We start from the raw sequence: 24,142 nt of genomic DNA, 5'->3' as shown, positions 1-24,142 counted from the left end.
ACTAGTTAACGAATAACACCGTAAGCAAGTATCAGCAAGGTTCCAGTCAATAGGGCTGGAACGAGACGGTGTGTTGGTTTTGAAACCATCACACCAATACTTAAGGCGCAAATCAGCAATCGAATCCATACGGGCACAGTTGATAGGGGACCAATTGGCATTAGGACCATTCTGACTACAAGGGCCGCCACCATCGCATAAGTGACGGCAGAAAGATAGCGAAAGATTTCGCTCTCCTGATTAATTCTTTTGGCGAGCAAAACACCAATGGCACGACAAATATAGGTTCCGATGGTGGCGCCTGCTAAGGCAATCCACAAACCCCAACCCTGGAGGCTAGCGTTCATTAACTCATCACCCCCGCTCTTTTGCGTAGCACTTTGCGATCAAATACATAGGCGATCGTTCCCCCTACTAAACCAGTGGTCAGCAAGCTAGTATCGCGATCCAAGAGAAAGAAAAAGGGGCCCAATACAAAACCTAAGCCAATGGCGATTCGGTTAACCCAAGGTTTCACCTCGGCAAACGTCAGCAAAAAGAATAGTGGGTTAATGAAAACGAGACCAAGCGTAATGTACGGTGGCACTGCACCTGCTAATAAATATCCTAGAGCGGTGCCGGGAATAGAAATAACCCAACACAGTAAACCAAGACCAATGAAGTAACTCAAGCGATGTTTCGCTTCTATCGTCTGAAACTCACGCATGGAAATAGCCCATGGAGTCATTGCTAGAAGATGGACCGAAGCATAAAGACCATGATTGCGATCTTTTTCATGAAACTGCGGAAAGAGCGTTGCTGTCATAGTGATGAAACGCGAAGACGTTAAAGTCACTGCGAGGGCAATGGCAAGCACTGATGATCCGGTAATTGCCATCTCGAGCAAAACTACTTGTCCAGGTAATGCGAACATGAAAAAGCTACTGGCAGTAGTAAACCAAGCATCCATACCATTGGATTTACCCATCGCACCAAAACCCACCATGCCAGCAAAAAGCACCATTGCAGGTGCACCAGACGCATCGCGAATGCCAGCCCAAAAAGCCTCACTGCGATTTTTATAGCGCTGCGCCACAGAAGCTTCTAGATTGATTTCGCTGGGGTCTATAAAGGGTTGATTAGCTGATGACATGCCTTGATTGTAAGAGTTACTAAGTACTTTTCGAAAAAATACTTAGGAACTCAGCGCCCACTCAATATGCTCGGCTACCAAGGCGTCTGCCAAAGGCAATGCATCCTGCAAAGCCTGCCGCAGGAGCTCTTTATCTAATGCGGACACATTATCAGCAGCCAAAGCATTCCCCATGGCTACCGCTAAGTTTCTGCGCCACCTAGAGAAACCAATCCGACGAATAGCACTACCCTCATGGCGTTTTACAAATTCATCTTCAGTCCAAGACCAGAGTTGCAAGAGACTTGCGTTCCCAAGCCCATGGCGTTCAGCAAAATCTGGTAAGGTTGTACGTTGTGCAAATTTGTTCCAAGGGCAAATCAATTGGCAGTCATCACATCCGTAAACACGATTGCCCATCGCCCTACGAAACTCCACCGGAATAGCATCTGGATTCTCAATCGTCAAATACGAGATACAGCGTCGCGCATCTAATTGGTAAGGCGCAGTAATGGCTTGCGTAGGACAAATGTCTATACAAGACTGACAAGTTCCACAATGCGACTCCTGCTCTTGATCTACAGGCAATGGAACATCAATTAGGATTTCACCTAAAAAGAATGTCGATCCAGATTCACGATTCAACAACACAGTATGTTTGCCTCGCCAACCCAAACCTGCTTTACGTGCCAACTCCACTTCCATTAATGGAGCTGAATCAGTAAATACGCGATAACCAAATAATCCAATCCGCTGTTCAATCAGCTGTGCAAATTCTTGCAAACGATTGCGCATCACCCTGTGATAGTCACGCCCACGGGCATACATCGATACCACCGCTTGAGCAGGATCGCTCAATCTGCCCCACTCATGGTCAAAGTCTATTGTGGGGGACAGGTAATTCATGGTGACGCAAATGACCCTGACCGCACCCGGAACTAAGAGGGCTGGGTCAGAGCGTAATTGAGCATGCCTTGCCATATATTCCATCTGACCATGCCGCCCTTCTGCGAGCCAGTCATTCAGACGTTCAGTTGCAACACCAAGATGGGTATCGGTAATCCGTAAGTCATCAAAACCCAATTTTCGAGACTGTTCACCCAGCCATTCACGCAGATTAGCCTGATCAACGGAGGCATAGTCAACAATCTTGGGTATTTGAGAAGAAGTCATTAGGAATACAGAATGTAACTGAATAATTGAATAAACTAGGTAAATGGCTCAGAATTCATTTACTCAACATTGTAGGCAAGAAGCGGATACCACTGCATTAGCTCAAAAGCTCGCCTCCAGTCTTAGTCATCTTTTTCAGGCGGATCAAAGCACTCACCTCAATATCTCCCTAGAGGGTGATCTTGGAGCCGGCAAGACTACCTTTGCCCGCCATCTCATACAAGGCCTGGGATATGAGGGCCGAGTGAAGAGTCCAACCTATACCTTGTGTGAACCCTACCCACTAATTATTGATAGCAATACTCTGGCGATGAACCACTTTGACCTCTATCGCATGCGAGATCCTTTGGAATGGCAGGGTGCAGGTTTTGCAGAGCATTTTGATGAGCCTGGATTCTGTTTAGTGGAGTGGCCAGAAAAAGCTGAAGGCACGCTCCCTGCTTTTGATATTGAAATTCATCTGATTGCTGGTGTAGATGAAAATGAAAGAAATATCATCTTCCAAGCAAGCTCAAGTCAGGGAATAGCCGTTCTCGAGAAGATGCGTATTCAATAGCAATGAGTAAGGCCCTCATTAATTCCTCTAGAAGAAAGCATCTCAAAACTTCAGCAAAGATGCTGGGCTTTATCCTCTTCTTCAGTGAGGCAGAGATTGCTTGGGGAGCTAAGATCTTGGGTGTACGCATTTGGCCCGCAGAAGATTACACACGCATCACGCTTGAGTCTGATAAAGCATTGCCTATTACCCAACAACTACTTACCAACCCTGATCGCTTGGTGGTTGATGTTCAAGGCATGGAACTCAATTCCACCCTGAAAGATTTAGTAGCTAAAGTCAAACCCAATGACCCTTACGTTTCACAAATCCGTGTGGGGCAATTTCAACCGGGCACGGTCCGCCTAGTATTTGACCTCAAAGAGCCCGTTAAGCCTCAACTATTCACGCTTGATCCCATTGCAGAATACCAATATCGCATGGTGCTAGATCTCTACCCAACTATCCCACCAGATCCGTTAATGGAGTTAGTCAAAAGCAGCGCCCGCAAAGAAAGCGCCCTAGAAAAAGCCAATGAAGAAATCGACTTGATTGCACAGTTCGCAAGCAAGAAAGAGAAAGAGGCTCCTCGGGCGCCAGTGGCTCAAGCAATTCCAGACGTAAAAGAGTCTGCCGTAAAAACCAAACATAAGCGCCTTATCACTATTGCAATTGATGCGGGCCATGGTGGAGAGGATCCAGGTGCGATTGGCGCCATGGGCTCTAAAGAAAAACATGTAGTGCTCTCGATTGCCAAACGCTTACGCGACAAAATCGAGAATGATCCCTATATGCGTCCGTTTCTCACACGAGATGGGGATTACTTTGTGCCACTGCATACACGAGTACAAAAGGCGCGCCGCGTTGAAGCTGATTTATTTGTCTCGATTCATGCGGATGCTTTTATAGAGCCTAGGGCCAAAGGTGCCTCTGTTTTTGCGCTCTCACAAATGGGCGCCAGTAGCACCACTGCACGCTGGATGGCCAATAAAGAAAATTCTTCAGATTTAATCGGTGGCATCAATATCAAGACGCAAGATAAGCAGGTGGCTAACCTATTGCTTGATATGTCGACAACTGCCCAAATCAAAGACTCACTTCAAGTGGGTACTTCCATCCTCAAGCAAATCAGTGGATTTGCCCCCTTACATAAACCAAAAGTTGAGCAAGCCAGCTTTGCTGTTCTGAGGGCTCCAGATATTCCATCTATCTTGGTGGAGACCGCCTTTATTAGCAATCCACAAGAAGAAGCGCGCCTCAATGACGATGCTTACCAAGACCGAATTGCTGAAGCGATTATGAGAGGAATTAAGGACTATTTCTCAAAAAATCCACCGGTTGCCAGACGCGCAAACGCATAACGCTCTTGTAAGTACAAGGGCTTGAAGGCAGAGGCCTACTGACCCGGGAGCACCCATAAACTTCTTGCTATAATCTTCTTTTTACTGGGTCGGTAGCTCAGTCGGTAGAGCAGCGGACTTTTAATCCGTTGGTCGCGAGTTCGAATCTCGCCCGACCCACCAGCAATACAAAAGCCACCTTCAGGTGGCTTTTGACTTCCAATATACCAAAACACACTAATCGATGGTCACACCAACTTGCTTATTAACTTGAGTCCAGCGATTAATTTCCGAACGAACAAAATCTTTTTGCTTATCTAAAGGTATGTTTGGAACTTCAGCACCTTGTGCTTTCCAAACTTCTTTAATATCAGGGCTTTGCAATGCTATCGCCAACTCCTTGTTCATTCTGAGAATAATATCCTTTGGTGTTCCTGCAGGAGCAAACCAACCATACCAGGTACCCACATCCATCTCAGGACCGCCAGACTCCTTCATGGTTGGAATATTCGGAAAATAAGGTGATCTTTTAGCTGTAGTCACAGCCAGAGCGCGCATATTGCCAGCATTGATTTGAGAGGCTGAAGTACCCATACCATCAAACATCAGATCGCAGTTACCAGACAAGAATGTGGTCATAGCAGCTGCTGTACCCTTGTGAGGAATATGCAGCATCTTTACCTTAACAAGGCTCTTAAATAGCTCAGCGATAACATGTTGGGAAGTACCATTACCAGATGAGCAATAAGTTAGCTTCTCTGGATTTTCCTTTGCGTAAGAGATTAATTCACCAGCTGTCTTAAAGGGTAATTTAGGGTTAATTACCAAGACATTAGGAACAACTGCAGTTAAGCCAACCGGAACGAAATCTTTTTCAAAGTCATACCCTCTATTGGGATACAAACTTTCCGACATTGCTTGATGAATAGCGCCCACTACAAAGGTATAGCCATCAGGAGCAGATTTGGCGACAAACTGAACACCAATCGTGCCACCAGCTCCAGCCTTATTATCAATCACAAATGGAGCACCCAACTGCTCGCTTAACCTTGCTGCCAAAGGACGCGCGAAAGTATCTGCCCCACCACCAGGTCCGTAAGGGACAACAATCTTTACCGATCTATCAGGCCATGCACCATACGATGTAGATGCCAGGAGAATACCGGCAATTCCAATCCATTTTGAAAAAACTTTCATTTTGTCTCCTTTATTTTTCAATAATTTTCCACGTTGAAGTTGCCACAGCACACAATTCACCATCTGCATCAAATAATTCTGATGCCATAAACGCAACACTTTTTCCGCGTCTCAGAAATCTACCAATACACTTACATTGACCACTTTTCAGGGCTTTCATAAATTGAACTTTAATTTCTAAAGTCACTCCAGCACCTTGAGTTTTCTTAAGAAGATGCCCCATAGAGATATCCATAATCGTAGTAATCACTCCACCATGAAGCGAACCTTGAGGATTAAAAGAAAATTCTTTGGGCTCAAAAGTAATTTCACAGGTTTTATCAGTATAGAAATAATGAAGTCCATAAAACTTGGAAAGAAAGAACAGCTCAAACTCTTGACTGTGTTCACTTGCCGCAGACTCAAATGCCTGTCTTGCCGCATCTAAATTTATTTTCTTTTCGCTCATATATCAGTGCACTTAATTGCACCCTTTTTCTCTAACGACATAATTTCAGCTGGACTGATTTTTAAAATATCTCTCAAAATTTCACGCGTATGTTGACCCAATATTGGAGGCGCAATATGGACTTCGTCATTTCGATCGTCAAACCTAAGCGGAGAATCGATGTTTTTAACTATGCCCGCTGTTGGGTGTGGCATATTTAAAACCATGCCTCTACTGACAAGCTGCTCTGAATCACATACCTCTCCAACATTTTTAATCATTCCACTTGGAATACCGGCCTTCTCTAAAAGCTCAATCCAATACGATTTTTTATTTTTCTTAATGATCTCTCTTATGATGGGTAAAAGCTCTAAGCGATTCTTGACCCGATCTGATGCGATTGCAAATTTTGGATCGTGTTGCAAATCCAATCGATCAATCACTTTGCAAAATGAATTCCAGAACTTGTCATTTGCAACACCAATGTTGATCCAGCCATCCAATGTCTCAAAGGTTTCATAAGGCACAATCGAGGGATGAGAATTTCCCTTTCTTTTGGGGAGATTACCAGTGGAAAAATAACTGCCTGCATTAAACGTTAACAAGGATGCTAAACAATCGTACATTGCGACCTCAACACGTCTTCCTACTCCAGTTCTAGATCTCTCAACTAGAGCAGCCAAGACACCTTGACTGGCATATTGCCCCGTTATTAAATCGGCTATTGAAGTTCCAACCTTAGTAGGCGGACCATCTGGATCGCCAGTAATATCCATCACACCAGACTCACCTTGAATAATTAAGTCGTAACCAGGTCTATGTGAATCGGGGCCTGTTTGACCAAACCCAGTGATTGCACAATAGATTAATCCTGGATTTTGTTTCGTAAGCTCCTCATAACTGAGGCCAAATTTTTTCAAGGTTCCTGGTCTAAAATTTTCTATTAACACATCGCTTTTAAGCGCTAAATCGCGAATCAACGCAATTCCTTCGGGCGTTTTCAAGTTGACCGCACAACTTTTTTTATTGCGATTTACAGAAAGGAAATAAGCGCTCTCACCATGAATAAATGGGGGCCCATATGTTCTGCTCTCGTCTCCAGATGCAGGTTCTTCAATCTTAATAATCTCCGCCCCTAGATCGCCTAAAAGCATAGTTGCAAAAGGACCAGACACGATCCGTGTCAGGTCCAGTACTTTAATGCCACTCAGCGGTTTCATCTCACACCATTGCGTCAGCCAGTGACTTCATATCATCAACCCAAATATCAGGCTGATGAGGAGTGCCACCAAATGGACGTTTCCGACGATCAATAAAAGCTGTATGCATTCCAGCAGATTTAGCGCCAATACAATCAAATGCATGGTTGGCCACAAACAAGATCTCATCAGTTTGCACACCCATAATTTCCGCTGCTTTTTTATAGGTATTAACGTGGGGCTTGAAAGAATTCGCTTCTGCTACGGAAATTACGTTATCAAACGGTACCTGATGATATTGCTTGGCAGTCTCCAGCATGTCCTTATCACCATTGGATAAAACAACAATCTGATATTTTGTCTGTAATCTCTGAAGTGCCTCAGGAACATCAGGAAAGCATCTCAATTTTTCAATACAAGCTACAAGGTACTTGACTTCGTCTTGCGTAAAAGGAATTTCAGCACGCTCGAGAGTTTTAGTAACCGCTCGATGACCAATTTCTCGGTAGGGAGTATGTTCGCGGTGTAAAAGCGCATCAATCATTGAATCCTCAAAATGCGTTCTCCTCCACCAAGTCACAAAAGAATTTGGGTTCCCCTTCCAACCTTTAGCTGCTAAAAATGGGGTTGCAATCTCCACTAAGCCGCCCTGCATGTCCACCACAGTGCCGTATTGGTCAAACATCACCACCTTGATATTCTTTTTTAACTCCTCAACGCTAGCCATTTACCACTCCTTAACTAATAAATAAATTAAAAGCATGGCTTGTATTTTGTCTTTCAGAATATAATCAGTCAAATGAATAATTAAGATAATAGTATTGATTTAGATAATAGTGGTACAGATCATCAAAGCCCCCATCAACCTCAGATCAATAGATCTCAATTTGCTCGTTTTCTTTGACGCCCTAATGTCTGAGCGCCACGTTTCCCGTGCCGCCAATAAGGTGTCGATTAGCCAGTCTGCAATGAGCAATGCACTATCGCGGCTAAGGCATGTTTTCAAAGATGATTTATTTATTAGAACCTCCAAAGGTATGGAGCCAACCCTAAGAGCTCTAGAACTTGGCCAAGCTATTGGGCAAATCCTGCAACAGACCACGCGCTTAATGTCTAGCGATATTCACTTTGATCCAGCAACTTCCAATAGAAGTTACTCAATCAGAATGTCTGATCTTATTGGAGCGCTAGTTCTACCAAGCTTAGTCAATAATCTTGAGAGTTTGGCACCTCACATCTCTTTAGATGTTTTGCATGTGTCACCTGAAAAAACAGTGGAATTACTAGAATCAGATGAATTAGATCTTGCACTCAGTACCGATCTTCAGCACAACAATAGCATTCGATCGAAAATATTAATCTCTGATCGAATGGTATGCGTGCTAAGAAAGGGGCACCCACTATCAAGCGGCAAGCTAACCTTAAAGAGATTTTTGGAAGGGAAGCATTTGCGTGTCTCGATGAGCCCTACTGACATTCGCTTTGTAGATAACGTTCTCGCCGACCAAGGGCATAAACGGGATGTAGCTCTTAATATTCCGCACTGGCTTCTGGTCCCTGAGATACTGAAAAAAACTGATTTAATCGCTGTAATTTCAGAGCGCCTTGCGTCTAATTTTAATAATGATGACCTGGTGTTGCGACCCCTCCCTTTTATGGCAAAACAATTTAATTGGACTATGTATTGGCATAAGCGCTACGAACACAGTCAGTCGCATCAATGGCTTCGAGGATTGCTTTCAACTACCGCTTTAATCTATCAATAGATTGATTGCAGATTTTCTAAACTAGGATGCGCTTTAAAATCTCATTAAATTGAGTAGACTTTTCAAACTGGACCCAGTGCCCTGCATCCTCAATCAAATCTAAAGATTGGTTCATCTCAATGGCAACTAGAGCCGACTTAACCATCTCTAAATTACCTCGGTACAGTGCGTCCTGAGAACCCAAAATACAATAAAACGGGACTTCTAGTTTTTTTAGGATATCCATTAAAAAATCGGTCTTATAAATTTTGCGTTTACGCATTCTATCTTTCAGTAAATTTTCTCTGTGGATATCTAAGGATAAATCGGTAATTGCTGCCTCACTCCAAAGCATTAGAGATGAAAGATTATTTCGAATCCTTTGATCCCTTGATTGCGTATCTGATGCTGTGGTCCAATCTTCAATCACAATCGACTCTAGAGGGCTAATTCCCAGCGCTGGAGGAGCCACTAATAGCAACTGATTGATGCGCTCTGGGAGTTTTTTAGCTATATAACCAGCCCCCATACTGCCCATTGAAAAGCCAATTAAATCAATCTTTTTCTCTGGAAAAAATTTGTCAAAAGCATTTAATAGGACTTCGGATGCCTGATCTATATCTACAACTCCATCTGGAGCATCTGAATCACCAAAACATGGAATATCAGGAATCCACACTTGTCTCTGCAGTCCAATTAAGGTTTTGATATTCCTACACCAATGATTCCAACTTCCAGAGCCTCCATGTAAGAGAACAAGCGGTGACCCTTGCCCCCAAACTCTCCAGATTATTTGATTGCCTTCAAAGTCCTGCTTATGTATACAACTCAAAGACTCTAGCTTTACTAGATCAGAGCTTGAATCAATTACATTAGGATAAAATTGGACCAAAGACATTGGGATGCCAAAAAAGTAGTTAGTGAATAACTGTATGCCCAGAATTCATTAATTTCAACGAAATTTTAAATTCTGCCTTTAGCTAAGAAAAAAATTACTCCGCCAGCTCCCACGTAGATGTCGACGTTGCTAAGAAATATACAAGTTATGACTGGCAACTTAATCACTACTCTCATAAGCTGCTAACTTTGCCTTTAATTGCCGCTCCTCCTGAAACCGCTCCGTTTCATCTCGAATGATTGCGGCTATTGCAATCGCTTGCTGTTGCTCATCAAACAACATACTTACCGAGAATGCAATTGAAATAGAGCGTCCATCCTTATGAACTGCGGGAACTCTCAATAAAGTATGTCCATACTTAGTTTGTCCAGTCTGAATGGTATGGAAGTAACCTTTCGAGTGACGCTCTCTAAAGCGCTCAGGCGTGATGATGCTGAGCGTTTTACCCAGGGCTTCATCTGGGGTGAATCCAAAAATACGCTCGGCAGATGCATTCCAAAACAAGATATTTTCTTCTCGGTCAGAAATAATGACTGCCTCACCAAGCTGTGTGACGAGTGTTTTGAAATCTAAAGTGACTGACATATAAATAGCCTTTGCTATTAAGTTGCATCAATACTAATGTAACAGTAAATGACACCCTAAGGTAGCATAACTGAACACTAGATCACGATTACCGCGTAAAAGTCGAAGACTGAAGTCTAGCTAGCTAGGCAAAATTAGCCAAAGGCTTTTATGATGGGATCTTGCGTAATGAACGAGGTTAACCTCACTTGTATTTCAGCAAAGATATTTTTCTTTTGTGGATGAAGCTCTGCTTATGTATGGGGGTAGCTATCAGCTGCTCCGTACTGGCGCAGCCTATGAAAAAAAATAACGTGGTTGGCTCAAAGCGTTTTACAGAAAGCTACGTACTGGGGGAGCTAGTCAATCAAACATTACTCAATGCTGGCGTCCAAGCTATTCATCGGCAAGGCCTTGGCAACACTGCGATTGTCATTCAAGCACTCACCACAGGTCAGATTGATGTTTACCCAGAATATACCGGCACCATACTTCGAGAAATACTAAAACGTCCAGAAACCCAAGCATCACTGAGTGAGCTCAATGCCTGGCTTAAGCCTAAGGGCTTAAAAGTAGCGATACCACTTGGGTTTAATAACACCTATGCACTTGCCATGAGGGCAGAGCAAGCAAGAGCCTTAGGCCTGAAGCGTATTAGCGATATTGCAAACCTCAATACTGAGCAGCAATCTACCCTGCGGATTGCCTTATCTCCAGAATTTAAGACTCGGGCTGATGGCTGGTCTGCACTGGTTAAAAATTATGGTTTAACCATGAATCCAGGGAAAGTGCTAGAGCATGGTTTGGCCTACGATGCTCTGACACGAGGCGATGTCGATATTATGGATGCCTACTCCACTGATGCAGCGATTGCGCAAAAGGATCTGGTTCTATTGGAAGATGATAAGAGGGCATTTCCACGTTACGACGCCGTCCTATTAATGCGTTCTAGTTTTGATGAGAAGCCCTTACAAAGCTTAGAGGGAAAATTAGATGAAACCACTATGGCCAAACTCAATGGACTAGCTGAGTCAGGCCTTAGTTTTGAAAAAGTGGCGCAGGTATTTTTAAATACAGGTGCAAATGATCAGCAGAATCCTTCACAAATCTCTCGATTTTTTAAGTTACTCCTTGGTCCAGATTTTTTTATCGCTCTGCGTGATCATGTTCTGCTAGTCGCAATCTCCTCAACGATGGCCCTGCTCGTCGGAATTCCTCTGGGTATTCTGACATATCGACGACCCCGATACACAACTTGGATTTTAGGAGCTACTGGTATTTTGCAAACCATACCTTCACTTGCACTACTGACGATATTGATCGCCCTACTCGATCAAATAGGGGCTGTGCCGGCAGTGTTAGCTTTATTTCTATATGGCTTGCTGCCCATTGTGAATGCGACTCACATTAGCTTGGTGGAAGTTCCATCAAATCTTAAAGAAGCAGCGCTGGCTCTTGGTTGCAATGAACGGCAATTACTATTGTCAATCGAGCTTCCATTTGCTCGACCCGTCATCATGACGGGTTTAGCATCAGCAACGGTCATTGGAGTTGGTACCTGCACCCTAGCGGCGCTGGTAGGTGCTGGCGGATTTGGCGATCGCATAGTAGCTGGGCTTGCAGTAAACGATCACGCACTTATGCTTGCTGGAGCGATACCAGCTGCTATGCTGGCTCTGCTAGCTCAAATCATTCTGACGCCAAAACGCAAATCAAAAAATATCTAGTATTTGACCAAGCAAGGGAACTATTTGCACAAAAAGAGTCTGTAAATTTGTGTCCTTAGCTGACTTGCTGAAGTCTTATTGGTGGTCTTCTATACTGCAATCATTCGTCTCAACAGAAGATTTTCCCCAAAATACTGTATGTCTGAATCCTTAAGCAACGACTATCTTCTTTATGCTCCACATCCACCTGCGTCGACCTTGGCACAGTGGCTAGAGGAATGTAATCACATCACCCGTCAAATTCTGAGCAATATTTCAGTAGCAGATCAGATGGTTCCTCAGATCAATATTCTGAATCCTCCGCTGTGGGAGCTGGGTCACTTAACCTGGTTTCATGAATTCTGGGTTCATCGGGATGGTCAAGAGAGTAAACCATCATTCATGAAGAACGCTGATTACTTATTTAATTCCTCAGAGATGGCACATCAAGATCGTTGGTCCACGCCAATGCCATCTCTAGATAAGCTACTGGAATATAACCACAGAGTCATTGGAAGCACCCAAGACTTACTGCGCGCACCAATTGATAATAAAGCCGCCTACTTTATCCAGCTAGCGATCTTTCATCAGGATATGCACAATGAGGCATTTGCCTATATGTGGCAGACCATGGGGCGCTCTATGCCTTTTGCTCCCTTTGCTGCCTTCACTAGCACGAGTAAGTTAGAGGCTAAAGCACGAGACTGGATTCATTTTCCAAAATCTACGATACAAGCTGGTTCCGAGCAGGGCTCCGGTTTTATTTTTGATAATGAAAAGTGGGCGCACTCTATTGACCTCCCCGCATTTAATATTGCAAGTACGCCGGTCACTAATGGCGACTATCTGGAGTTTCTGGAGTCACCAGTCAATCTTGCCCAGTCCACGCCAGTAGGACCACCCTCTCATTGGAAACAGGAAGGAGATACTTGGTTGGAGCGATTTTTTAATGAATGGCTACCCTTGAATCGCGCATCGGCTGTGCGCCACATCAGCCACCTAGATGCCCAGCGTTTTTGTGAATGCCATCAAGTGCGTTTGCCTAACGAACATGAACTTAGTCTATTAATGTCACAAAAGCAAAGAAATTGGCAATCATCCAACTTATGGGAATGGACTAGCAGCACTTTTGCCCCATTTCCTGGATTTAGCGCCGATCCCTATGTCGACTATTCACAGCCCTGGTTTGATGGCAGCTATCAGGTCCTCAAGGGCGGCAGCCTGTTTACCCCCGATCGCCTAAAAAGAGTGGCATTTCGTAACTTTTATCAAGCCCATAGAAGCGATCATTTTTGCGGCTTTCGTACGTGTTTACTCTAAATTGAGTAAGCTCTTGATGTTGCGGTAACCACCACTTTTAATTTGAATTACTAATTCTTTATGACTACACCTTATAACGGCCGCCTTACCTCTCTATCTCATGGTGGAGGCTGTGGCTGCAAGATTGCACCTGGCGTCTTAAGTGACATCCTCAAAGCCTCTCCGATGCGCAATCTACCCGCTGCTTTGTTAGCGGGTTCCGATAACAACGAAGACGCTGCCGTTTATCAAATTAATGAAAATCAGGCGATTGTTGCTACGACTGATTTCTTTATGCCAATCGTAGATGATCCATTTGAGTTTGGCCGTATTGCTGCAACTAATGCAATTTCTGACATTTACGCAATGGGTGCTCAGCCCCTGTTTGCGCTGGCCCTACTAGGCATGCCAATTCAGGTATTACCTTTAGAAGTTATCCAGCAAGTGACTGCTGGTGGCGAATCCGTCTGTAATGATGCGGGCATCATGATTGCCGGTGGTCACTCGATCGATACTGTTGAGCCAATTTATGGCCTCGTTGCTATTGGAATAGTTGATCCAAAAAAATTGAAACGTAACAGTGGTGCTCAAGCAGGCGACAGCATCATCCTCAGTAAGCCTTTGGGCGTGGGTATTCTTTCTGCGGCACTAAAAAAAGAAGTCCTCTCTGATGCAGGCTACAAAGAGATGATTGCCCTCACTACTAAGCTAAATAAGCCTGGTGTTGCACTCTCCCAGCTAAATGGCGTACATGCTTTAACCGATGTCACGGGCTTTGGCTTAGCAGGGCATTTGCTAGAGATGGCGAGAGGCTCCAATTTAATGGCGCAGATCCACTGGGATGCCATTCCAGTTGTGCAAGAAGCAATTGAACACGTCAAAGCAGATATCTTTACCGGAGCATCTACACGCAATTGGGCTGGCTACGGCAAAGAAATTCAGCTCGCAAGCAATCTCGAGTTTTGGCAACAAAATGTGCTTACCGATCCCCAAACCAGCGGTGGTTTATTAATTTCTTGCGCACCAGAACAAGAAGCTGAAGTCCTCTCAATCCTGAATGTGGGCGGCTTTGCCAGCGCTCAGAAAATTGGTCAGTTTGTAGCTGGCACAGGCTTGTCTGTTAATTAAATCTACATTCCACTCAATTCGTAATTACTTACATAGGAAGATATTTTTATGAAATCAATCAAAATTAATATGCTGAAGCACTTCATTGGAGCATTACTTGCTTTTGGCATTGCCGCTAGCGCAAGCACTCCCGCCCTAGCGCAAGAGGTGTTGCGCATATCCGCAATTCCAGATGAAGCGCCAACAGAGTTGCAACGCAAATTCAAACCTTTAGGCGAGTATCTTTCGAAAGAAACTGGCATGAAGGTGGAGTTCACGCCGGTGACTGACTACGCGGCGGTAGTGGAGGCCTTGGCAACCAAAAAGATTGATATGGCCTGGCTGGGTGGCTTTACTTATGTACAAACCAAAATTAGAACTAATGGCACAGCTAACCCAATTATTCAACGAGTGGAAGATGAGAAATTCACAAGTGTTTTCATTGTTCCAGCTGATAGTCCATTAAAGACATTAAGCGAACTCAAGGGCAAGACGATTGCATTTGGCTCACCATCCTCAACATCCGGACACCTCATGCCGCGCTATTTCTTGATGCAAGCTGGCATCAATCCAGATAAGGATTTTAAAAATATTGCTTTTTCTGGTGCGCATGATGCGACTGTCGCCTTTGTAGCAAGTGGTAAGGCAGATGTTGGCGCTCTAAATGCCTCGGTTTGGGTAAAGCTCAATGAGGCAAAAAATCCTAATGCACTGAAGTCAAAAGTACTCTCTACAACACCGACCTACTTTGATTACAACTGGACTGTTCGCGGAGATCTTGACCCAGTGATGGTAAAGAAAATTACCGAGGCTTTTTTAAAGCTAGACGCTAATAATCCTAACCAAAAAGAAATCATGGATCTTCAGCGTGCAAGTAAATACGCCACGACTAAGTCGTCGAACTACGACGACATCGAAAAAGCAGCTCGCTCTGCTGGGTTGATTAAGTAGTCTCGTGGGATTTTCCTTACAGCAGCTGAGCTTTGAGCACAGCAATGGAACGCCAGCACTCAGTCAAATTTCATTAGTGGCTCAGGCTGGCGAATGCATTGCTGTGATTGGCCCATCGGGCTCTGGCAAGACAACACTCTTAAATATCTTAGCCACTGCCCTAAAGCCCTCACTTGGAACCGCTGTGGTACTTGGAGAAAATCCCTGGAAACTCTCTAAGTCATCACTCAAGCGCTTACGCTCAAAGATTGGCTTAGTGCATCAAGCACCCCCAATTCCATTAAGACAAAGAGTAATCACTGCCATTTTGGCAGGTCGACTGGGACAGTGGCCTCTCTGGAAATCCATTCTGTCATTGGTATACCCAGTAGACATTGCCGGTCCGCAATCGTGTTTGGAACGTCTAGATTTGACTGATAAGCTATTTGATCGTTGCGACTGTCTTTCAGGTGGTCAGCTACAGCGAGTCGGGGTCGCCAGAGTAATGTATCAAGCACCCCAGCTCATCTTGGCTGATGAACCAGTATCTGCAATGGATCCAGTTCTCTCAGACCTGACGATTAGCGTACTGATTGAAGAGGCAAAAAAGCGAAACGCCACCCTTGTCGCCAGCCTGCATGCAGTTGACATTGCCCTACGGTGGTTTCCACGCATCATTGGTATTCGGGATGGTCAAATGATTTTTGATCTACCCTCAAGCGAGGTCAGCGAACCTATCTTACGAGAGTTGTATGCATCAGAGCTTGGAGGACTTCCTATTCAAGCCAGTAGTACTGCCTCATAATGCAAAAATCTGTTATCTCCAGAGATCCCGCAACACCCTATCGCTTCATAGGTCTTCTGCTTGCCATCGCTATTCTTTGGCCTATGCTGCAGCTCGCTCAATTTGAGCCCAAGCTTTTAATCGACCCAAATAATATTCAAGTCATGGGTGATTTTTTAGTACAGTTTTTTCCACCCAATATTGAAGCAACATTTTTAGCTCTCATAATCAAAGCTACTGTAGAGACTTTAGCCATGGCTACCGCCGGAATTGCCTTGGCGATGGTGATTGCAGTACCGCTTGGCCTCATCATTTCTTATAGCCTCTCGATTTCAAGAATTGGCCCTACATCTGATCATCAGTTTGCTCAATCCATTCGGTTTCTTGCGCGCTCCCTCATGCTAGTACTGCGGGGCATTCCAGAGATTGTGTGGGCGCTCCTATTGGTGAGAGTATTTGGCCTAGGTGCTATCGCAGGTGTTTTAGCCATCGCCATTACTTATGGTGGCATGCTCGCCAAAGTCTACTCAGAAATTTTAGAGTCTGGTAACACGCTTCCTGCTCGCGCCCTCATCTTGTCTGGCAGTAATCGCATTGCGGCATTTCTATATGGCTTATTGCCCAGTTCAGCGCAAGAGCTTGCATCTTATACAGTCTATCGCTGGGAGTGTGCCGTGAGAGCCTCTGTGGTGATGGGTTTTGTTGGTGCAGGTGGCTTAGGTCAGCTAATGGATCAGTCCATGAAAATGCTCAATGGCGGAGAAGTTTCAACTATCTTGGTGGTTTTTTTAGGCCTCGTATTACTTGCCGACTACATCAGCTTGATTATTCGAAAGCAATTGGCATGAGCGCGCCCATCAATATTCAGCCTGCTCGTCAATTTTGTCTTAAGTGTCTATTGACGCTCTTGATCGTATTTGGATTAACGATTACCAGCTTTATTTATCTCTCACTGAATCCAGCCAATCTCTTCACACTTGAAGCATTGAGCAATATGGCACAGTTTATTGGGCGATTTTTTCCACCTGATCTGAGCGCGGATTTTTTAGATAAAATTTGGTATGGTGTTTTACAAACGCTCGCAATTTCTGCCCTAGCAACCCTCATTGCAGCCACCTTGAGTCTCGGACTATCACTTCCAGTGTCAGGTAGATTTGGTCCAACTGCAAAAGGGCTAACACGCTTTATTTGCAACTTCTTACGATCCGTCCCTGAATTAGTTTGGGCGGCTCTCATGGTTTTGGCTGTGGGCCTTGGACCATTTGCAGGAACCCTAGCTTTAACGCTGCACACCACTGGAGTTTTGGGAAGACTGTTTGGCGAAAGCTTGGAAAATCATCCTACAGCCCCTAGTAACGCTCTAATGCTTAGCGGCTCCGGGAGAGTTGCCAGCTTCTTGTATGGCACGCTACCCGGAATCGCACCTCAATTGCTTTCATACAGCCTGTATCGCTGGGAAATGAACATCCGCATGGCGACAATCTTGGGCTTTGTAGGTGCGGGTGGACTGGGACAGATGTTGTACTACGAACTCTCCTTGCTCCGAGAGGCGCAAGCATCAACCGTCATCATGGCAATGCTTCTCTTGGTTATCTTTGTGGATATGGTCAGTAATAAACTACGTCGAATTCAGATGCATAACCAGGGTTAAGTCGCCCGCCAATACATCTTCATAGATAATGAATTGCATGAAACACATACTGACTCAAGAGTTACTTCAAAGCCTTACTGCAGAAATACCATCGATATCGCCAAAGTTTTTTTATGACGATATCGGCTCACACCTTTTCGATGTCATTACACTTCTCGAGGAATACTATCCAACTCGTACAGAGAAATGGATCATGGATACCTATCAGCATGAGATTGCTAATGCAGTAGCTCATTGTGACGTTTTAGTTGATCTAGGCGCGGGCAATTGCATTAAAGGAAGTCAACTTTTCAATAGTATTGCGCCAAAACAATATAGAGCGCTCGATATTTCAAAAGAATATTTAGAGGCCGCCGTTGCCGATCTACAAAAGCAGTTTCCTCAGATTGCGATGTCAGCTCATGCCATCGATCTTAGCTTGCCACTAGCTTTTCCTGATATTCAAGCACTTCGTAAAGTATTTTTCTATCCAGGCTCTTCAATCGGAAACTTTGATCCTGAAAAAGCGGATCAGTTTTTTATGAATCTAGCTCATGAGTGCTACGGAAAAGGTGGACTTTTAATTGGCGTCGATCTAATCAAAGATACTGAAACCCTGCACCTCGCCTATAACGATCCCTTGGGAGTTACTGCCGCATTTAATTTAAATACCCTACTCAATGTCAATCGACTCATTGGCAGTAACTTTGAGCTTCAGGATTGGGAACACCATGCTTTTTTTAACACCTCTCAGTCCCGTATTGAAATGCACTTACGAGCACGCTCTGATGTGCAGGTGACTCTCCCGAGCAATGGAAGTCAAAATCATGTTATTTCTTTTAGCGCAGGTGATTTAATTCATACCGAAAATAGCTATAAATATACCCAGGAAAATTTTGTAGAAAAACTTCGTCTCGCTGGGTTCGCCGATATCCAATGTTGGACTGATCCAAATCAGTACTTTTTAGTTTGCTTTGCAAAAGTCTAATTGATGCCTTGTTTAATCCTCAAGAAGCTGAATCATCAGCTCTTGAATGGATTGCATCTCTCGGTCAGGGCTCACTAGATCTCTACGAATATCAATCTGTTTTTTAAGTGCAGAATAAAAATCAGGCATGGTTTCAGCGCGATATAGCAGGCTGGCAAGTTCAACCTCATCACCGACTGGATAGTAGCCCAGATAGTCATCTCCAAGCAGGCCTCGATTACCCGGAATATCCGAAGCGATCACTGGAACCCCCAGCGCTATTGCCTCTGAAACTACATGAGCACCGCCCTCCATCCGACTAGAAATCACCATCAGACGACTCTGAGAGAGCGCCTTTAATGCCTCAACATGACTTACCTCGCCGATCCATTGGTAACGCGCTAGAGTTTCGCTATACACCTTAGCAGTACGCTCCATTTGTTCATTCATGGCCATGCCTAAATGTAAGACCTTGATCTTAGAATTGAATGGTATCAAGGGAAGACTACGGGCGATACAGAAAGGATCCTTCTCCTCCCTCAAGTGACCAATCACTATTACTGGGAAATCCGTACTTGTAACTGTATCGGGGGTATCAACTCGAACCGATTGATAAATCACTCGGGCTTTATGTCGCAGATGCGCTGGAATTGAATCCAAGGCTGAGGACTGCAAAATAATCAATTGATCTGCCATCTCCATTGAATGAAGTACCTCACCATGGACTGCCATATCTCGATACAAATCCGTGCCTGTCAAAACCAAGACAATTGGCCGATCAGGGCACTGCTCATGAAACGCCATGATGGATGAATAGCTTCGATAGGCATGTAACGCTATCAGCATAGCGGCATCTTCACCTGACCAGGATTCAGTCACTGCAACTGCATAGCCGAGTTTCTCCAAGAAATCCTGCCAGCGTAGCGCCGTAATCCGATTTCCGTGCAAACTTCCTTGTGGTGCCGGCGTTACGATTTCAATAGGGGATGTGATATTGGATCCTGTCGACAAGGTTATTTTTTCAGTCTTAATGGTAATTGAGATTTTTTGCACAAGCCCAGATTTCAATGACTACAGGTAATGCTTCTCAACTTCGATAACTAGACCCTTCTAAGGCATTAACCCAGATTGGATGCTTTTCCATGACCGCGCTAAACAACTCAGACTCTAGATACTGATTGAGCCATTGCTTGAGCGCAGTAAATGGCAAGTCCTCAAATCGCTGAGTGTCAACTGCAGCAAACTGTCTGATAAATGGAAATATAGCAACGTCTACCCAAGATATCTTGTCTCCCAATAAATAGGGACTCAATTGAAGGGCATCCTCCATGGGCTTAATCATGAGATCCATTGCGCTATTTAGAACACTTTCCCGATCAAGATCTGGAAATCGGTTGGGATATTTATATTGATCTAGTAAAGCCTTAAATGGGCCATCGTTTTTCTTGATCCAAGATTGAGAACTCGATTGGTCAACTACTCCCCAGCCATCTGGATCAGACTGCTCTAGCGCCCAATGCATGATGTCTAAGCTTTGATCTAGAACGAATCCATCGAGACATAAAACCGGAACGGTTCCCTTGGGCGATGCAAGCAGCATAGATTGCGGCTTATTTCTGAGTTCAATCTCCCTGTGCTCAATCTCTATACCGGCATATTTCAACGCCATACGTGCTCGCATGGCATATGGACATCTTCGATAGGAGTACAAGATCGGCTTCATAGCATCAGTTTATAACGGGGATTTTTTCTCGGTCATACGAAGACTTGAAGCAAAACCTAAGCAACAAGGCCCCCTGTTAAGGCCAGAGCTAGGCTATATATGCTGATCTATTAAATTGATCATTAATATATAAATTATTCATTATGCAAATATCTAAATAGTCTCTAGAATGATCTCTGTTGTGAACCAATTATTGTATTTTTACAGGAGAAAACCTATGTCACTCATTAACACCCAAGTAATTCCATTCAAAACCCAAGCTTTCCACAACGGTAAGTTTGTGACTGTTTCCGATGAGTCCCTCAAGGGCAAATGGTCTGTTTTGATTTTCATGCCAGCAGCATTTACATTCAACTGCCCAACAGAAATTGAAGATGCGGCTGATAACTATGCTGAATTCCAAAAGATGGGCGCAGAGGTTTACATCGTTACTACTGATACTCATTTCTCACACAAAGTATGGCATGAGACTTCACCTGCAGTAGGTAAGGCGAAGTTCCCATTGGTTGGAGATCCAACCCATACATTGACACGTGGTTTTGATGTGCATATTGACGAAGAAGGCTTGGCATTGCGTGGCACATTCATCATCAATCCAGAGGGTGTTATCAAAACAGCTGAAATTCACTCAAATGAAATCGCCCGCGATATCTCCGAGACATTGCGCAAGCTCAAGGCTGCTCAGTACACAGCTGCTCACCCAGGTGAAGTGTGCCCAGCTAAGTGGAAAGAAGGCGCAGCAACATTGACCCCATCTTTAGACCTCGTAGGCAAGATCTAAGAACCCAAGTTAAAAGTAATTAGCAATCAATCGACTCTCTTCGGAGAGTCTATTGGGCAGGATGGGAAAAAAACCCTGCCCAATAGACTCATCAAGATTCAACACTAAGGAATTCAGCATGTTAGACGCCAATATCAAAACCCAACTCAAGGCTTATTTTGAAAAAATAGAGAGCCCTATTGTTCTTAAAGCCACTTTGGATGACAGTACTCAATCGGCCCAAATGCTAGAGCTATTGAATGAAGTTGCCGAGCAATCTACCAAGATCACTGTAAAGACCTCAGGTAGTAGTCAAAATATTCCTAGCTTTACCGTAGGCAAGGTAGATGAAGTTGCTCGTATTGCATTCTCTGGCCTACCAATGGGTCATGAGATGACTTCTTTCATTTTGGCTATTTTGCAAGCTAGTGGCTATCCGCCAAAGGTTGAGCAAGATGTGATTGAGAGCATCAAAGGCTTAGAAGGTAAAAAGCGCTTTCAGACTTTCATCTCTTTGTCATGCCACAACTGCCCAGATGTAGTGCAAGCTCTAAACCTGATGGCCGCACTAAATCCAAACATCGAACACGAAATGATTGATGGCGCCCTTTTCCAGAGTTTGGTAGATCAATACCAAATCATGGCTGTGCCCACAGTCATTCTAAATGGTGAAGTCTTTGGTCAAGGTCGCATGAGTGTCGAAGAAATTGCCGCTAAATTGGATACCAATACTTCGGCACGTGATGCAGAAAAATTAAGTGCTAAAGCTGCCTACGACTCTCTGATCATTGGTGGCGGTCCAGCGGGCGCATCAGCTGCAATCTACTCTGCCAGAAAAGGCATTAGAACTGGTGTGGTAGCTCAGCGCTTTGGTGGTCAAGTAGCCGATACCGTAGGTATTGAAAACTTCATCTCTGTTAAAGAGACTGAAGGCCCGAAATTAGTCATGGCTCTTGAGCAGCACGTTAAGGAATACGAAGTGGATGTCATGAATCTACAAACCGCCAAGAGCTTACGCAAGACTGGTGATGAAATCACGATCACCTTAGAAAATGGCGCTGTACTGAAGAGTAAAACAGTCATCCTGAGTACGGGCGCACGCTGGCGCGAAATGAATGTGCCAGGCGAGCAAGAATATCGCGGTAAGGGCGTCGCTTACTGCCCACACTGTGACGGCCCTTTATACAAAGGTAAGCGGGTCGCAGTCATTGGTGGTGGTAACTCTGGAGTAGAGGCTGCAATTGATTTGGCAGGCATTGTGAACCATGTCACCCTAATTGAGTTTGATACTAAGTTGCGTGCCGATGCCGTATTACAGAAAAAAATGTACAGCATGCCCAACGTGACGGTAATTACCAACGCCTTAAGCAAGGAAGTATTAGGTGCCGACGGTAAGGTAACTACCTTACGCTATGAAGACCGCGCTAATCATCAGATGCATGATGTGGCACTGGAAGGGATCTTTGTGCAGATTGGATTATTACCCAATACGGATTGGCTCAAAGGGGTGATTGATTTATCTCCTCGCGGAGAAGTAATCATTGATCAAAAGGGTGAGACTTCGATGCCTGGTGTATTTGCTGCTGGAGACTGCACCACTGTCCCCTACAAGCAAATTATCATCGCCATGGGTGAAGGGGCAAAGGCATCACTGTCAGCATTTGATTATTTAATTCGCTCATAAAAAGTGAGCTCGCTTGGACCTCAATCAGGTCTGAGCGATTCTAAGCGCCGATCATCTAGCTCTCAGCAGCTACCTGTGCCTCAGCAAGCCTCATCTCTAAAGCGAGGCGCTTAAAGGCCGATTGATCTGGATATTGTTTTGCCAAATAATAAATGAGCTCCCGATCAGTTTTGCCAAACTGATGATCCTTCAGCATCGTTCTTAAAGCCCAAATCAATTGCAAGGAAGCGCGCTCATCCAATAAAATGCTCGCTTTATCATCCGCACTCTCATCCAAATCCTGCAGATTAATTTCCTTAGCAAAGGACAATAGCTTTTGTGGCATGTCCCACTTAACCACATTGTGAGCCCAATACAAAAATCGTTTTAAGTCGACCCGCATGTTCTGAGCGGAAAAATTTTGCATCCAGGCATGCTCGATCAGTAAATCTAGCTTTAGCTTGAAATCAGAAAAGAGGCCTTCAAAATTTTCCCGATCGAAATGAAGCTCTCCCGCAGAATCCCTTCTTGGAAATTTAATTTGACGAGGGTTTACTCCAAGCACTAAAGCAGCTGCTTGCCATGTATAAACATATTGCTTAGCAATCCAATAATCCCAATCCAATTCAGTCATAAATTTCACTTCATTTGATATTAATAAGGTCATAGCTTACTACGCCTGAGATATTCAATATTGAGAAGTAGTGAGGGAGCCTAGATAGGCTGCAAAGAGGCCTGCTCGATAATATCTAGGGATAGGCTCTATAGATTCTGAATAAAGCCCAGAATGCTCATAAAGACCTCAACGTAAGCACCTTAATGGACTTAGTTCTTTGAAGCTCCAGATGCTTGAGAAGCTTCAGAAGCATATTTTTCAGCGATAAAAGAAAAATGTTTTTTAGCGTCAGAGTCCATCGCAACCTCCTCAGATTTAGGAGGTCCTGATGTTGGCTTAGCCTCATAAACAAAAAAGTAGAAGCCCACTATCATTACTAGTAAGGCAAAGCTAACGGGGGCAATATATGTCCTCATGGGCTTTTTCCAGCTTAGGATATCTTAATAATATTAGCCTGAAGTGGATGAATCACATTTGGCAATATTTCTGTGGGATTGAATGATCTTGCAAGCCTCTCCTGCCAAAGCAATCGATCCCTAACCAGATCATCGATTTCTAATTGAATAAATGTTGCTGAGACTGCTGATAAATCACTCTTCGCTTGGAACTGGTTCATGACCTTATCTCCTAATAAAAGCGTCCACTTGTTAGTACCATGCTAGACGCTCTCGCAAGCAAGATAAAGCTATTTGTGCAAGTAAAAGGTATTTTCTCGCCTAATGAAATCCTTTCACAAGTAATTGATTTATATCTATTTTATTGATGGAA

At 44.2% G+C, this 24,142-nt stretch carries 27 protein-coding genes and 1 tRNA gene; 14 read left to right on the top strand and 14 right to left on the bottom strand.

Features of this window, described 5'->3' with window-relative positions; genetic code table 11:
• Nucleotides 1–5: 5 nt before the first annotated feature.
• The 3 genes from FD967_RS02665 to queG are packed head-to-tail and all read right to left on the bottom strand — an operon-like array spanning nt 6 to nt 2,284.
• Nucleotides 6–347, bottom strand: a complete 342-nt coding sequence (locus FD967_RS02665; RefSeq protein ID WP_215326583.1) for an AzlD domain-containing protein — start codon at nt 345–347, stop codon at nt 6–8.
• Nucleotides 347–1,132, bottom strand: coding sequence for an AzlC family ABC transporter permease (locus tag FD967_RS02660; protein WP_215326582.1), 786 nt, complete (start codon nt 1,130–1,132; stop codon nt 347–349). Before FD967_RS02660 ends, FD967_RS02665 begins: the two co-directional genes overlap by 1 nt.
• A 42-nt stretch (nt 1,133–1,174) precedes the next feature.
• Complete coding sequence (queG, locus tag FD967_RS02655; RefSeq protein ID WP_215326581.1) at nt 1,175–2,284, bottom strand: tRNA epoxyqueuosine(34) reductase QueG; 1,110 nt, start codon at nt 2,282–2,284, stop codon at nt 1,175–1,177.
• A gap of 43 nt (nt 2,285–2,327) precedes the next feature.
• On the opposite strand from queG, the gene tsaE reads away from it, so the two are divergent.
• The 3 genes from tsaE (at nt 2,328) to FD967_RS02640 (ending at nt 4,342) form a co-directional block, all read left to right on the top strand.
• A complete protein-coding gene (gene tsaE / locus FD967_RS02650) occupies nt 2,328–2,840 on the top strand; it encodes a tRNA (adenosine(37)-N6)-threonylcarbamoyltransferase complex ATPase subunit type 1 TsaE (protein WP_215326580.1) in 513 nt (170 codons plus the stop codon).
• A 2-nt stretch (nt 2,841–2,842) separates the two neighbouring features.
• Nucleotides 2,843–4,180, top strand: a complete 1,338-nt coding sequence (locus FD967_RS02645) for an N-acetylmuramoyl-L-alanine amidase (protein WP_215326579.1) — start codon at nt 2,843–2,845, stop codon at nt 4,178–4,180.
• Nucleotides 4,181–4,266: 86 nt separating this feature from the next.
• Nucleotides 4,267–4,342: transfer RNA gene (locus FD967_RS02640), tRNA-Lys, on the top strand.
• A 54-nt stretch (nt 4,343–4,396) separates the two neighbouring features.
• On the opposite strand, the gene FD967_RS02635 is transcribed toward FD967_RS02640, so the two are convergent.
• From FD967_RS02635 to FD967_RS02620, 4 genes are read right to left on the bottom strand one after another with little or no spacing between them, the layout of a single operon-like run.
• On the bottom strand, nt 4,397–5,356 hold the full coding sequence (locus FD967_RS02635; protein ID WP_215326577.1) for a tripartite tricarboxylate transporter substrate binding protein: 960 nt from the start codon (nt 5,354–5,356) through the stop codon (nt 4,397–4,399).
• A gap of 10 nt (nt 5,357–5,366) precedes the next feature.
• Entirely contained in the window at nt 5,367–5,804 is a 438-nt protein-coding gene (locus FD967_RS02630; protein ID WP_215326575.1) for a PaaI family thioesterase, read from the bottom strand.
• Entirely contained in the window at nt 5,801–7,003 is a 1,203-nt protein-coding gene (locus FD967_RS02625) for a CaiB/BaiF CoA-transferase family protein (RefSeq protein WP_215326573.1), read from the bottom strand. The genes FD967_RS02630 and FD967_RS02625 overlap by 4 nt, the downstream gene beginning before the upstream one ends.
• Nucleotide 7,004: 1 nt before the next feature.
• Nucleotides 7,005–7,709 carry a haloacid dehalogenase type II gene (locus FD967_RS02620; RefSeq protein WP_215326572.1) on the bottom strand — a complete coding sequence of 235 codons (705 nt, stop codon included), beginning with the start codon at nt 7,707–7,709 and terminating at the stop codon, nt 7,005–7,007.
• Nucleotides 7,710–7,818: 109 nt separating this feature from the next.
• Here FD967_RS02620 and FD967_RS02615 point away from each other — a divergent pair, with 109 nt between their 5' ends.
• Nucleotides 7,819–8,748, top strand: a complete 930-nt coding sequence (locus FD967_RS02615) for a LysR family transcriptional regulator (protein ID WP_256441868.1) — start codon at nt 7,819–7,821, stop codon at nt 8,746–8,748.
• A 16-nt stretch (nt 8,749–8,764) separates the two neighbouring features.
• Here FD967_RS02615 and FD967_RS02610 read toward each other — a convergent pair whose 3' ends face one another.
• Together FD967_RS02610 and FD967_RS02605 are read right to left on the bottom strand one after the other, a co-directional pair.
• Nucleotides 8,765–9,625 (bottom strand): alpha/beta fold hydrolase, encoded by an 861-nt coding sequence (locus FD967_RS02610; protein WP_215326571.1) that lies wholly within the window; start codon nt 9,623–9,625, stop codon nt 8,765–8,767.
• A 159-nt stretch (nt 9,626–9,784) separates the two neighbouring features.
• Complete coding sequence (locus FD967_RS02605; protein ID WP_215326570.1) at nt 9,785–10,210, bottom strand: PAS domain-containing protein; 426 nt, start codon at nt 10,208–10,210, stop codon at nt 9,785–9,787.
• 278 nt (nt 10,211–10,488) lie between these two features.
• Here FD967_RS02605 and FD967_RS02600 point away from each other — a divergent pair, with 278 nt between their 5' ends.
• From FD967_RS02600 to egtD, 8 genes are all read left to right on the top strand, one after another.
• The gene (locus tag FD967_RS02600) at nt 10,489–11,916 is read left to right on the top strand and encodes a glycine betaine ABC transporter substrate-binding protein (RefSeq protein ID WP_251369076.1); all 1,428 of its coding nucleotides are present in this window, start codon (nt 10,489–10,491) and stop codon (nt 11,914–11,916) included.
• 138 nt (nt 11,917–12,054) lie between these two features.
• Nucleotides 12,055–13,215 carry an SUMF1/EgtB/PvdO family nonheme iron enzyme gene (locus tag FD967_RS02595; RefSeq protein WP_215326569.1) on the top strand — a complete coding sequence of 387 codons (1,161 nt, stop codon included), beginning with the start codon at nt 12,055–12,057 and terminating at the stop codon, nt 13,213–13,215.
• A gap of 60 nt (nt 13,216–13,275) precedes the next feature.
• Complete coding sequence (selD, locus tag FD967_RS02590) at nt 13,276–14,322, top strand: selenide, water dikinase SelD (protein ID WP_215326568.1); 1,047 nt, start codon at nt 13,276–13,278, stop codon at nt 14,320–14,322.
• Nucleotides 14,323–14,391: 69 nt separating this feature from the next.
• Nucleotides 14,392–15,252 (top strand): putative selenate ABC transporter substrate-binding protein, encoded by an 861-nt coding sequence (locus FD967_RS02585; protein WP_251369113.1) that lies wholly within the window; start codon nt 14,392–14,394, stop codon nt 15,250–15,252.
• 4 nt (nt 15,253–15,256) lie between these two features.
• On the top strand, nt 15,257–16,036 hold the full coding sequence (locus FD967_RS02580) for a phosphonate ABC transporter ATP-binding protein (protein ID WP_215326565.1): 780 nt from the start codon (nt 15,257–15,259) through the stop codon (nt 16,034–16,036).
• A complete protein-coding gene (locus FD967_RS02575) occupies nt 16,036–16,863 on the top strand; it encodes an ABC transporter permease (protein WP_215326564.1) in 828 nt (275 codons plus the stop codon). The genes FD967_RS02580 and FD967_RS02575 overlap by 1 nt, the downstream gene beginning before the upstream one ends.
• On the top strand, nt 16,860–17,666 hold the full coding sequence (gene phnE, locus FD967_RS02570) for a phosphonate ABC transporter, permease protein PhnE (RefSeq protein WP_215326563.1): 807 nt from the start codon (nt 16,860–16,862) through the stop codon (nt 17,664–17,666). Before FD967_RS02575 ends, phnE begins: the two co-directional genes overlap by 4 nt.
• A 37-nt stretch (nt 17,667–17,703) precedes the next feature.
• A complete protein-coding gene (gene egtD, locus FD967_RS02565; RefSeq protein WP_215326562.1) occupies nt 17,704–18,633 on the top strand; it encodes an L-histidine N(alpha)-methyltransferase in 930 nt (309 codons plus the stop codon).
• A 12-nt stretch (nt 18,634–18,645) separates the two neighbouring features.
• Here egtD and senB read toward each other — a convergent pair whose 3' ends face one another.
• Nucleotides 18,646–19,665: a selenoneine biosynthesis selenosugar synthase SenB gene (gene senB / locus FD967_RS02560; protein WP_215326561.1), complete on the bottom strand. Its 1,020-nt coding sequence runs from the start codon at nt 19,663–19,665 to the stop codon at nt 18,646–18,648.
• A 34-nt stretch (nt 19,666–19,699) separates the two neighbouring features.
• Nucleotides 19,700–20,335, bottom strand: coding sequence for a glutathione S-transferase (locus FD967_RS02555; protein ID WP_215326560.1), 636 nt, complete (start codon nt 20,333–20,335; stop codon nt 19,700–19,702).
• A 217-nt stretch (nt 20,336–20,552) separates the two neighbouring features.
• Here FD967_RS02555 and ahpC point away from each other — a divergent pair, with 217 nt between their 5' ends.
• Both ahpC and ahpF read left to right on the top strand, forming a co-directional pair.
• Nucleotides 20,553–21,116 carry an alkyl hydroperoxide reductase subunit C gene (gene ahpC / locus FD967_RS02550; RefSeq protein WP_215326559.1) on the top strand — a complete coding sequence of 188 codons (564 nt, stop codon included), beginning with the start codon at nt 20,553–20,555 and terminating at the stop codon, nt 21,114–21,116.
• A 118-nt stretch (nt 21,117–21,234) separates the two neighbouring features.
• A complete protein-coding gene (gene ahpF / locus FD967_RS02545; protein WP_215326557.1) occupies nt 21,235–22,779 on the top strand; it encodes an alkyl hydroperoxide reductase subunit F in 1,545 nt (514 codons plus the stop codon).
• 55 nt (nt 22,780–22,834) lie between these two features.
• Here the strand turns inward: ahpF and FD967_RS02540 are convergent, their stop codons facing one another.
• From FD967_RS02540 to FD967_RS02530, 3 genes are all read right to left on the bottom strand, one after another.
• Nucleotides 22,835–23,425 (bottom strand): hypothetical protein, encoded by a 591-nt coding sequence (locus tag FD967_RS02540; RefSeq protein WP_215326555.1) that lies wholly within the window; start codon nt 23,423–23,425, stop codon nt 22,835–22,837.
• A gap of 158 nt (nt 23,426–23,583) precedes the next feature.
• Nucleotides 23,584–23,790 (bottom strand): hypothetical protein, encoded by a 207-nt coding sequence (locus FD967_RS02535; protein ID WP_215326554.1) that lies wholly within the window; start codon nt 23,788–23,790, stop codon nt 23,584–23,586.
• A 14-nt stretch (nt 23,791–23,804) separates the two neighbouring features.
• On the bottom strand, nt 23,805–23,990 hold the full coding sequence (locus FD967_RS02530) for a hypothetical protein (protein ID WP_215326553.1): 186 nt from the start codon (nt 23,988–23,990) through the stop codon (nt 23,805–23,807).
• Nucleotides 23,991–24,142: the final 152 nt, after the last annotated feature.

The sequence above is a fragment of the Polynucleobacter sp. JS-Mosq-20-D10 genome (genome assembly GCF_018687755.1).
GTDB lineage: Bacteria > Pseudomonadota > Gammaproteobacteria > Burkholderiales > Burkholderiaceae > Polynucleobacter.
The sequence above is the reverse complement of the archived record's forward strand: the minus strand, read 5'-3'. Positions and strand labels throughout refer to the sequence as shown.

What these genes read in the sequence shown, in the direction of transcription:
- FD967_RS02660 (WP_215326582.1), bottom strand. Translation starts at nt 1,132, where the DNA reads ATGTCATCAGCTAATCAACCCTTTATAGACCCCAGCGAAATCAATCTA.
- ahpC (WP_215326559.1), top strand. Translation starts at nt 20,553, where the DNA reads ATGTCACTCATTAACACCCAAGTAATTCCATTCAAAACCCAAGCTTTC.
- FD967_RS02620 (WP_215326572.1), bottom strand. Translation starts at nt 7,709, where the DNA reads ATGGCTAGCGTTGAGGAGTTAAAAAAGAATATCAAGGTGGTGATGTTT.
- FD967_RS02635 (WP_215326577.1), bottom strand. Translation starts at nt 5,356, where the DNA reads ATGAAAGTTTTTTCAAAATGGATTGGAATTGCCGGTATTCTCCTGGCA.
- selD (WP_215326568.1), top strand. Translation starts at nt 13,276, where the DNA reads ATGACTACACCTTATAACGGCCGCCTTACCTCTCTATCTCATGGTGGA.
- FD967_RS02605 (WP_215326570.1), bottom strand. Translation starts at nt 10,210, where the DNA reads ATGTCAGTCACTTTAGATTTCAAAACACTCGTCACACAGCTTGGTGAG.
- FD967_RS02555 (WP_215326560.1), bottom strand. Translation starts at nt 20,335, where the DNA reads ATGAAGCCGATCTTGTACTCCTATCGAAGATGTCCATATGCCATGCGA.
- ahpF (WP_215326557.1), top strand. Translation starts at nt 21,235, where the DNA reads ATGTTAGACGCCAATATCAAAACCCAACTCAAGGCTTATTTTGAAAAA.
- tsaE (WP_215326580.1), top strand. Translation starts at nt 2,328, where the DNA reads ATGGCTCAGAATTCATTTACTCAACATTGTAGGCAAGAAGCGGATACC.
- FD967_RS02625 (WP_215326573.1), bottom strand. Translation starts at nt 7,003, where the DNA reads ATGAAACCGCTGAGTGGCATTAAAGTACTGGACCTGACACGGATCGTG.
- FD967_RS02530 (WP_215326553.1), bottom strand. Translation starts at nt 23,990, where the DNA reads ATGAACCAGTTCCAAGCGAAGAGTGATTTATCAGCAGTCTCAGCAACA.
- FD967_RS02645 (WP_215326579.1), top strand. Translation starts at nt 2,843, where the DNA reads ATGAGTAAGGCCCTCATTAATTCCTCTAGAAGAAAGCATCTCAAAACT.
- FD967_RS02600 (WP_251369076.1), top strand. Translation starts at nt 10,489, where the DNA reads ATGAAAAAAAATAACGTGGTTGGCTCAAAGCGTTTTACAGAAAGCTAC.
- FD967_RS02535 (WP_215326554.1), bottom strand. Translation starts at nt 23,790, where the DNA reads ATGAGGACATATATTGCCCCCGTTAGCTTTGCCTTACTAGTAATGATA.
- egtD (WP_215326562.1), top strand. Translation starts at nt 17,704, where the DNA reads ATGAAACACATACTGACTCAAGAGTTACTTCAAAGCCTTACTGCAGAA.
- FD967_RS02665 (WP_215326583.1), bottom strand. Translation starts at nt 347, where the DNA reads ATGAACGCTAGCCTCCAGGGTTGGGGTTTGTGGATTGCCTTAGCAGGC.
- FD967_RS02585 (WP_251369113.1), top strand. Translation starts at nt 14,392, where the DNA reads ATGCTGAAGCACTTCATTGGAGCATTACTTGCTTTTGGCATTGCCGCT.
- FD967_RS02575 (WP_215326564.1), top strand. Translation starts at nt 16,036, where the DNA reads ATGCAAAAATCTGTTATCTCCAGAGATCCCGCAACACCCTATCGCTTC.
- FD967_RS02630 (WP_215326575.1), bottom strand. Translation starts at nt 5,804, where the DNA reads ATGAGCGAAAAGAAAATAAATTTAGATGCGGCAAGACAGGCATTTGAG.
- FD967_RS02610 (WP_215326571.1), bottom strand. Translation starts at nt 9,625, where the DNA reads ATGTCTTTGGTCCAATTTTATCCTAATGTAATTGATTCAAGCTCTGAT.
- FD967_RS02595 (WP_215326569.1), top strand. Translation starts at nt 12,055, where the DNA reads ATGTCTGAATCCTTAAGCAACGACTATCTTCTTTATGCTCCACATCCA.
- phnE (WP_215326563.1), top strand. Translation starts at nt 16,860, where the DNA reads ATGAGCGCGCCCATCAATATTCAGCCTGCTCGTCAATTTTGTCTTAAG.
- FD967_RS02540 (WP_215326555.1), bottom strand. Translation starts at nt 23,425, where the DNA reads ATGACCTTATTAATATCAAATGAAGTGAAATTTATGACTGAATTGGAT.
- queG (WP_215326581.1), bottom strand. Translation starts at nt 2,284, where the DNA reads ATGACTTCTTCTCAAATACCCAAGATTGTTGACTATGCCTCCGTTGAT.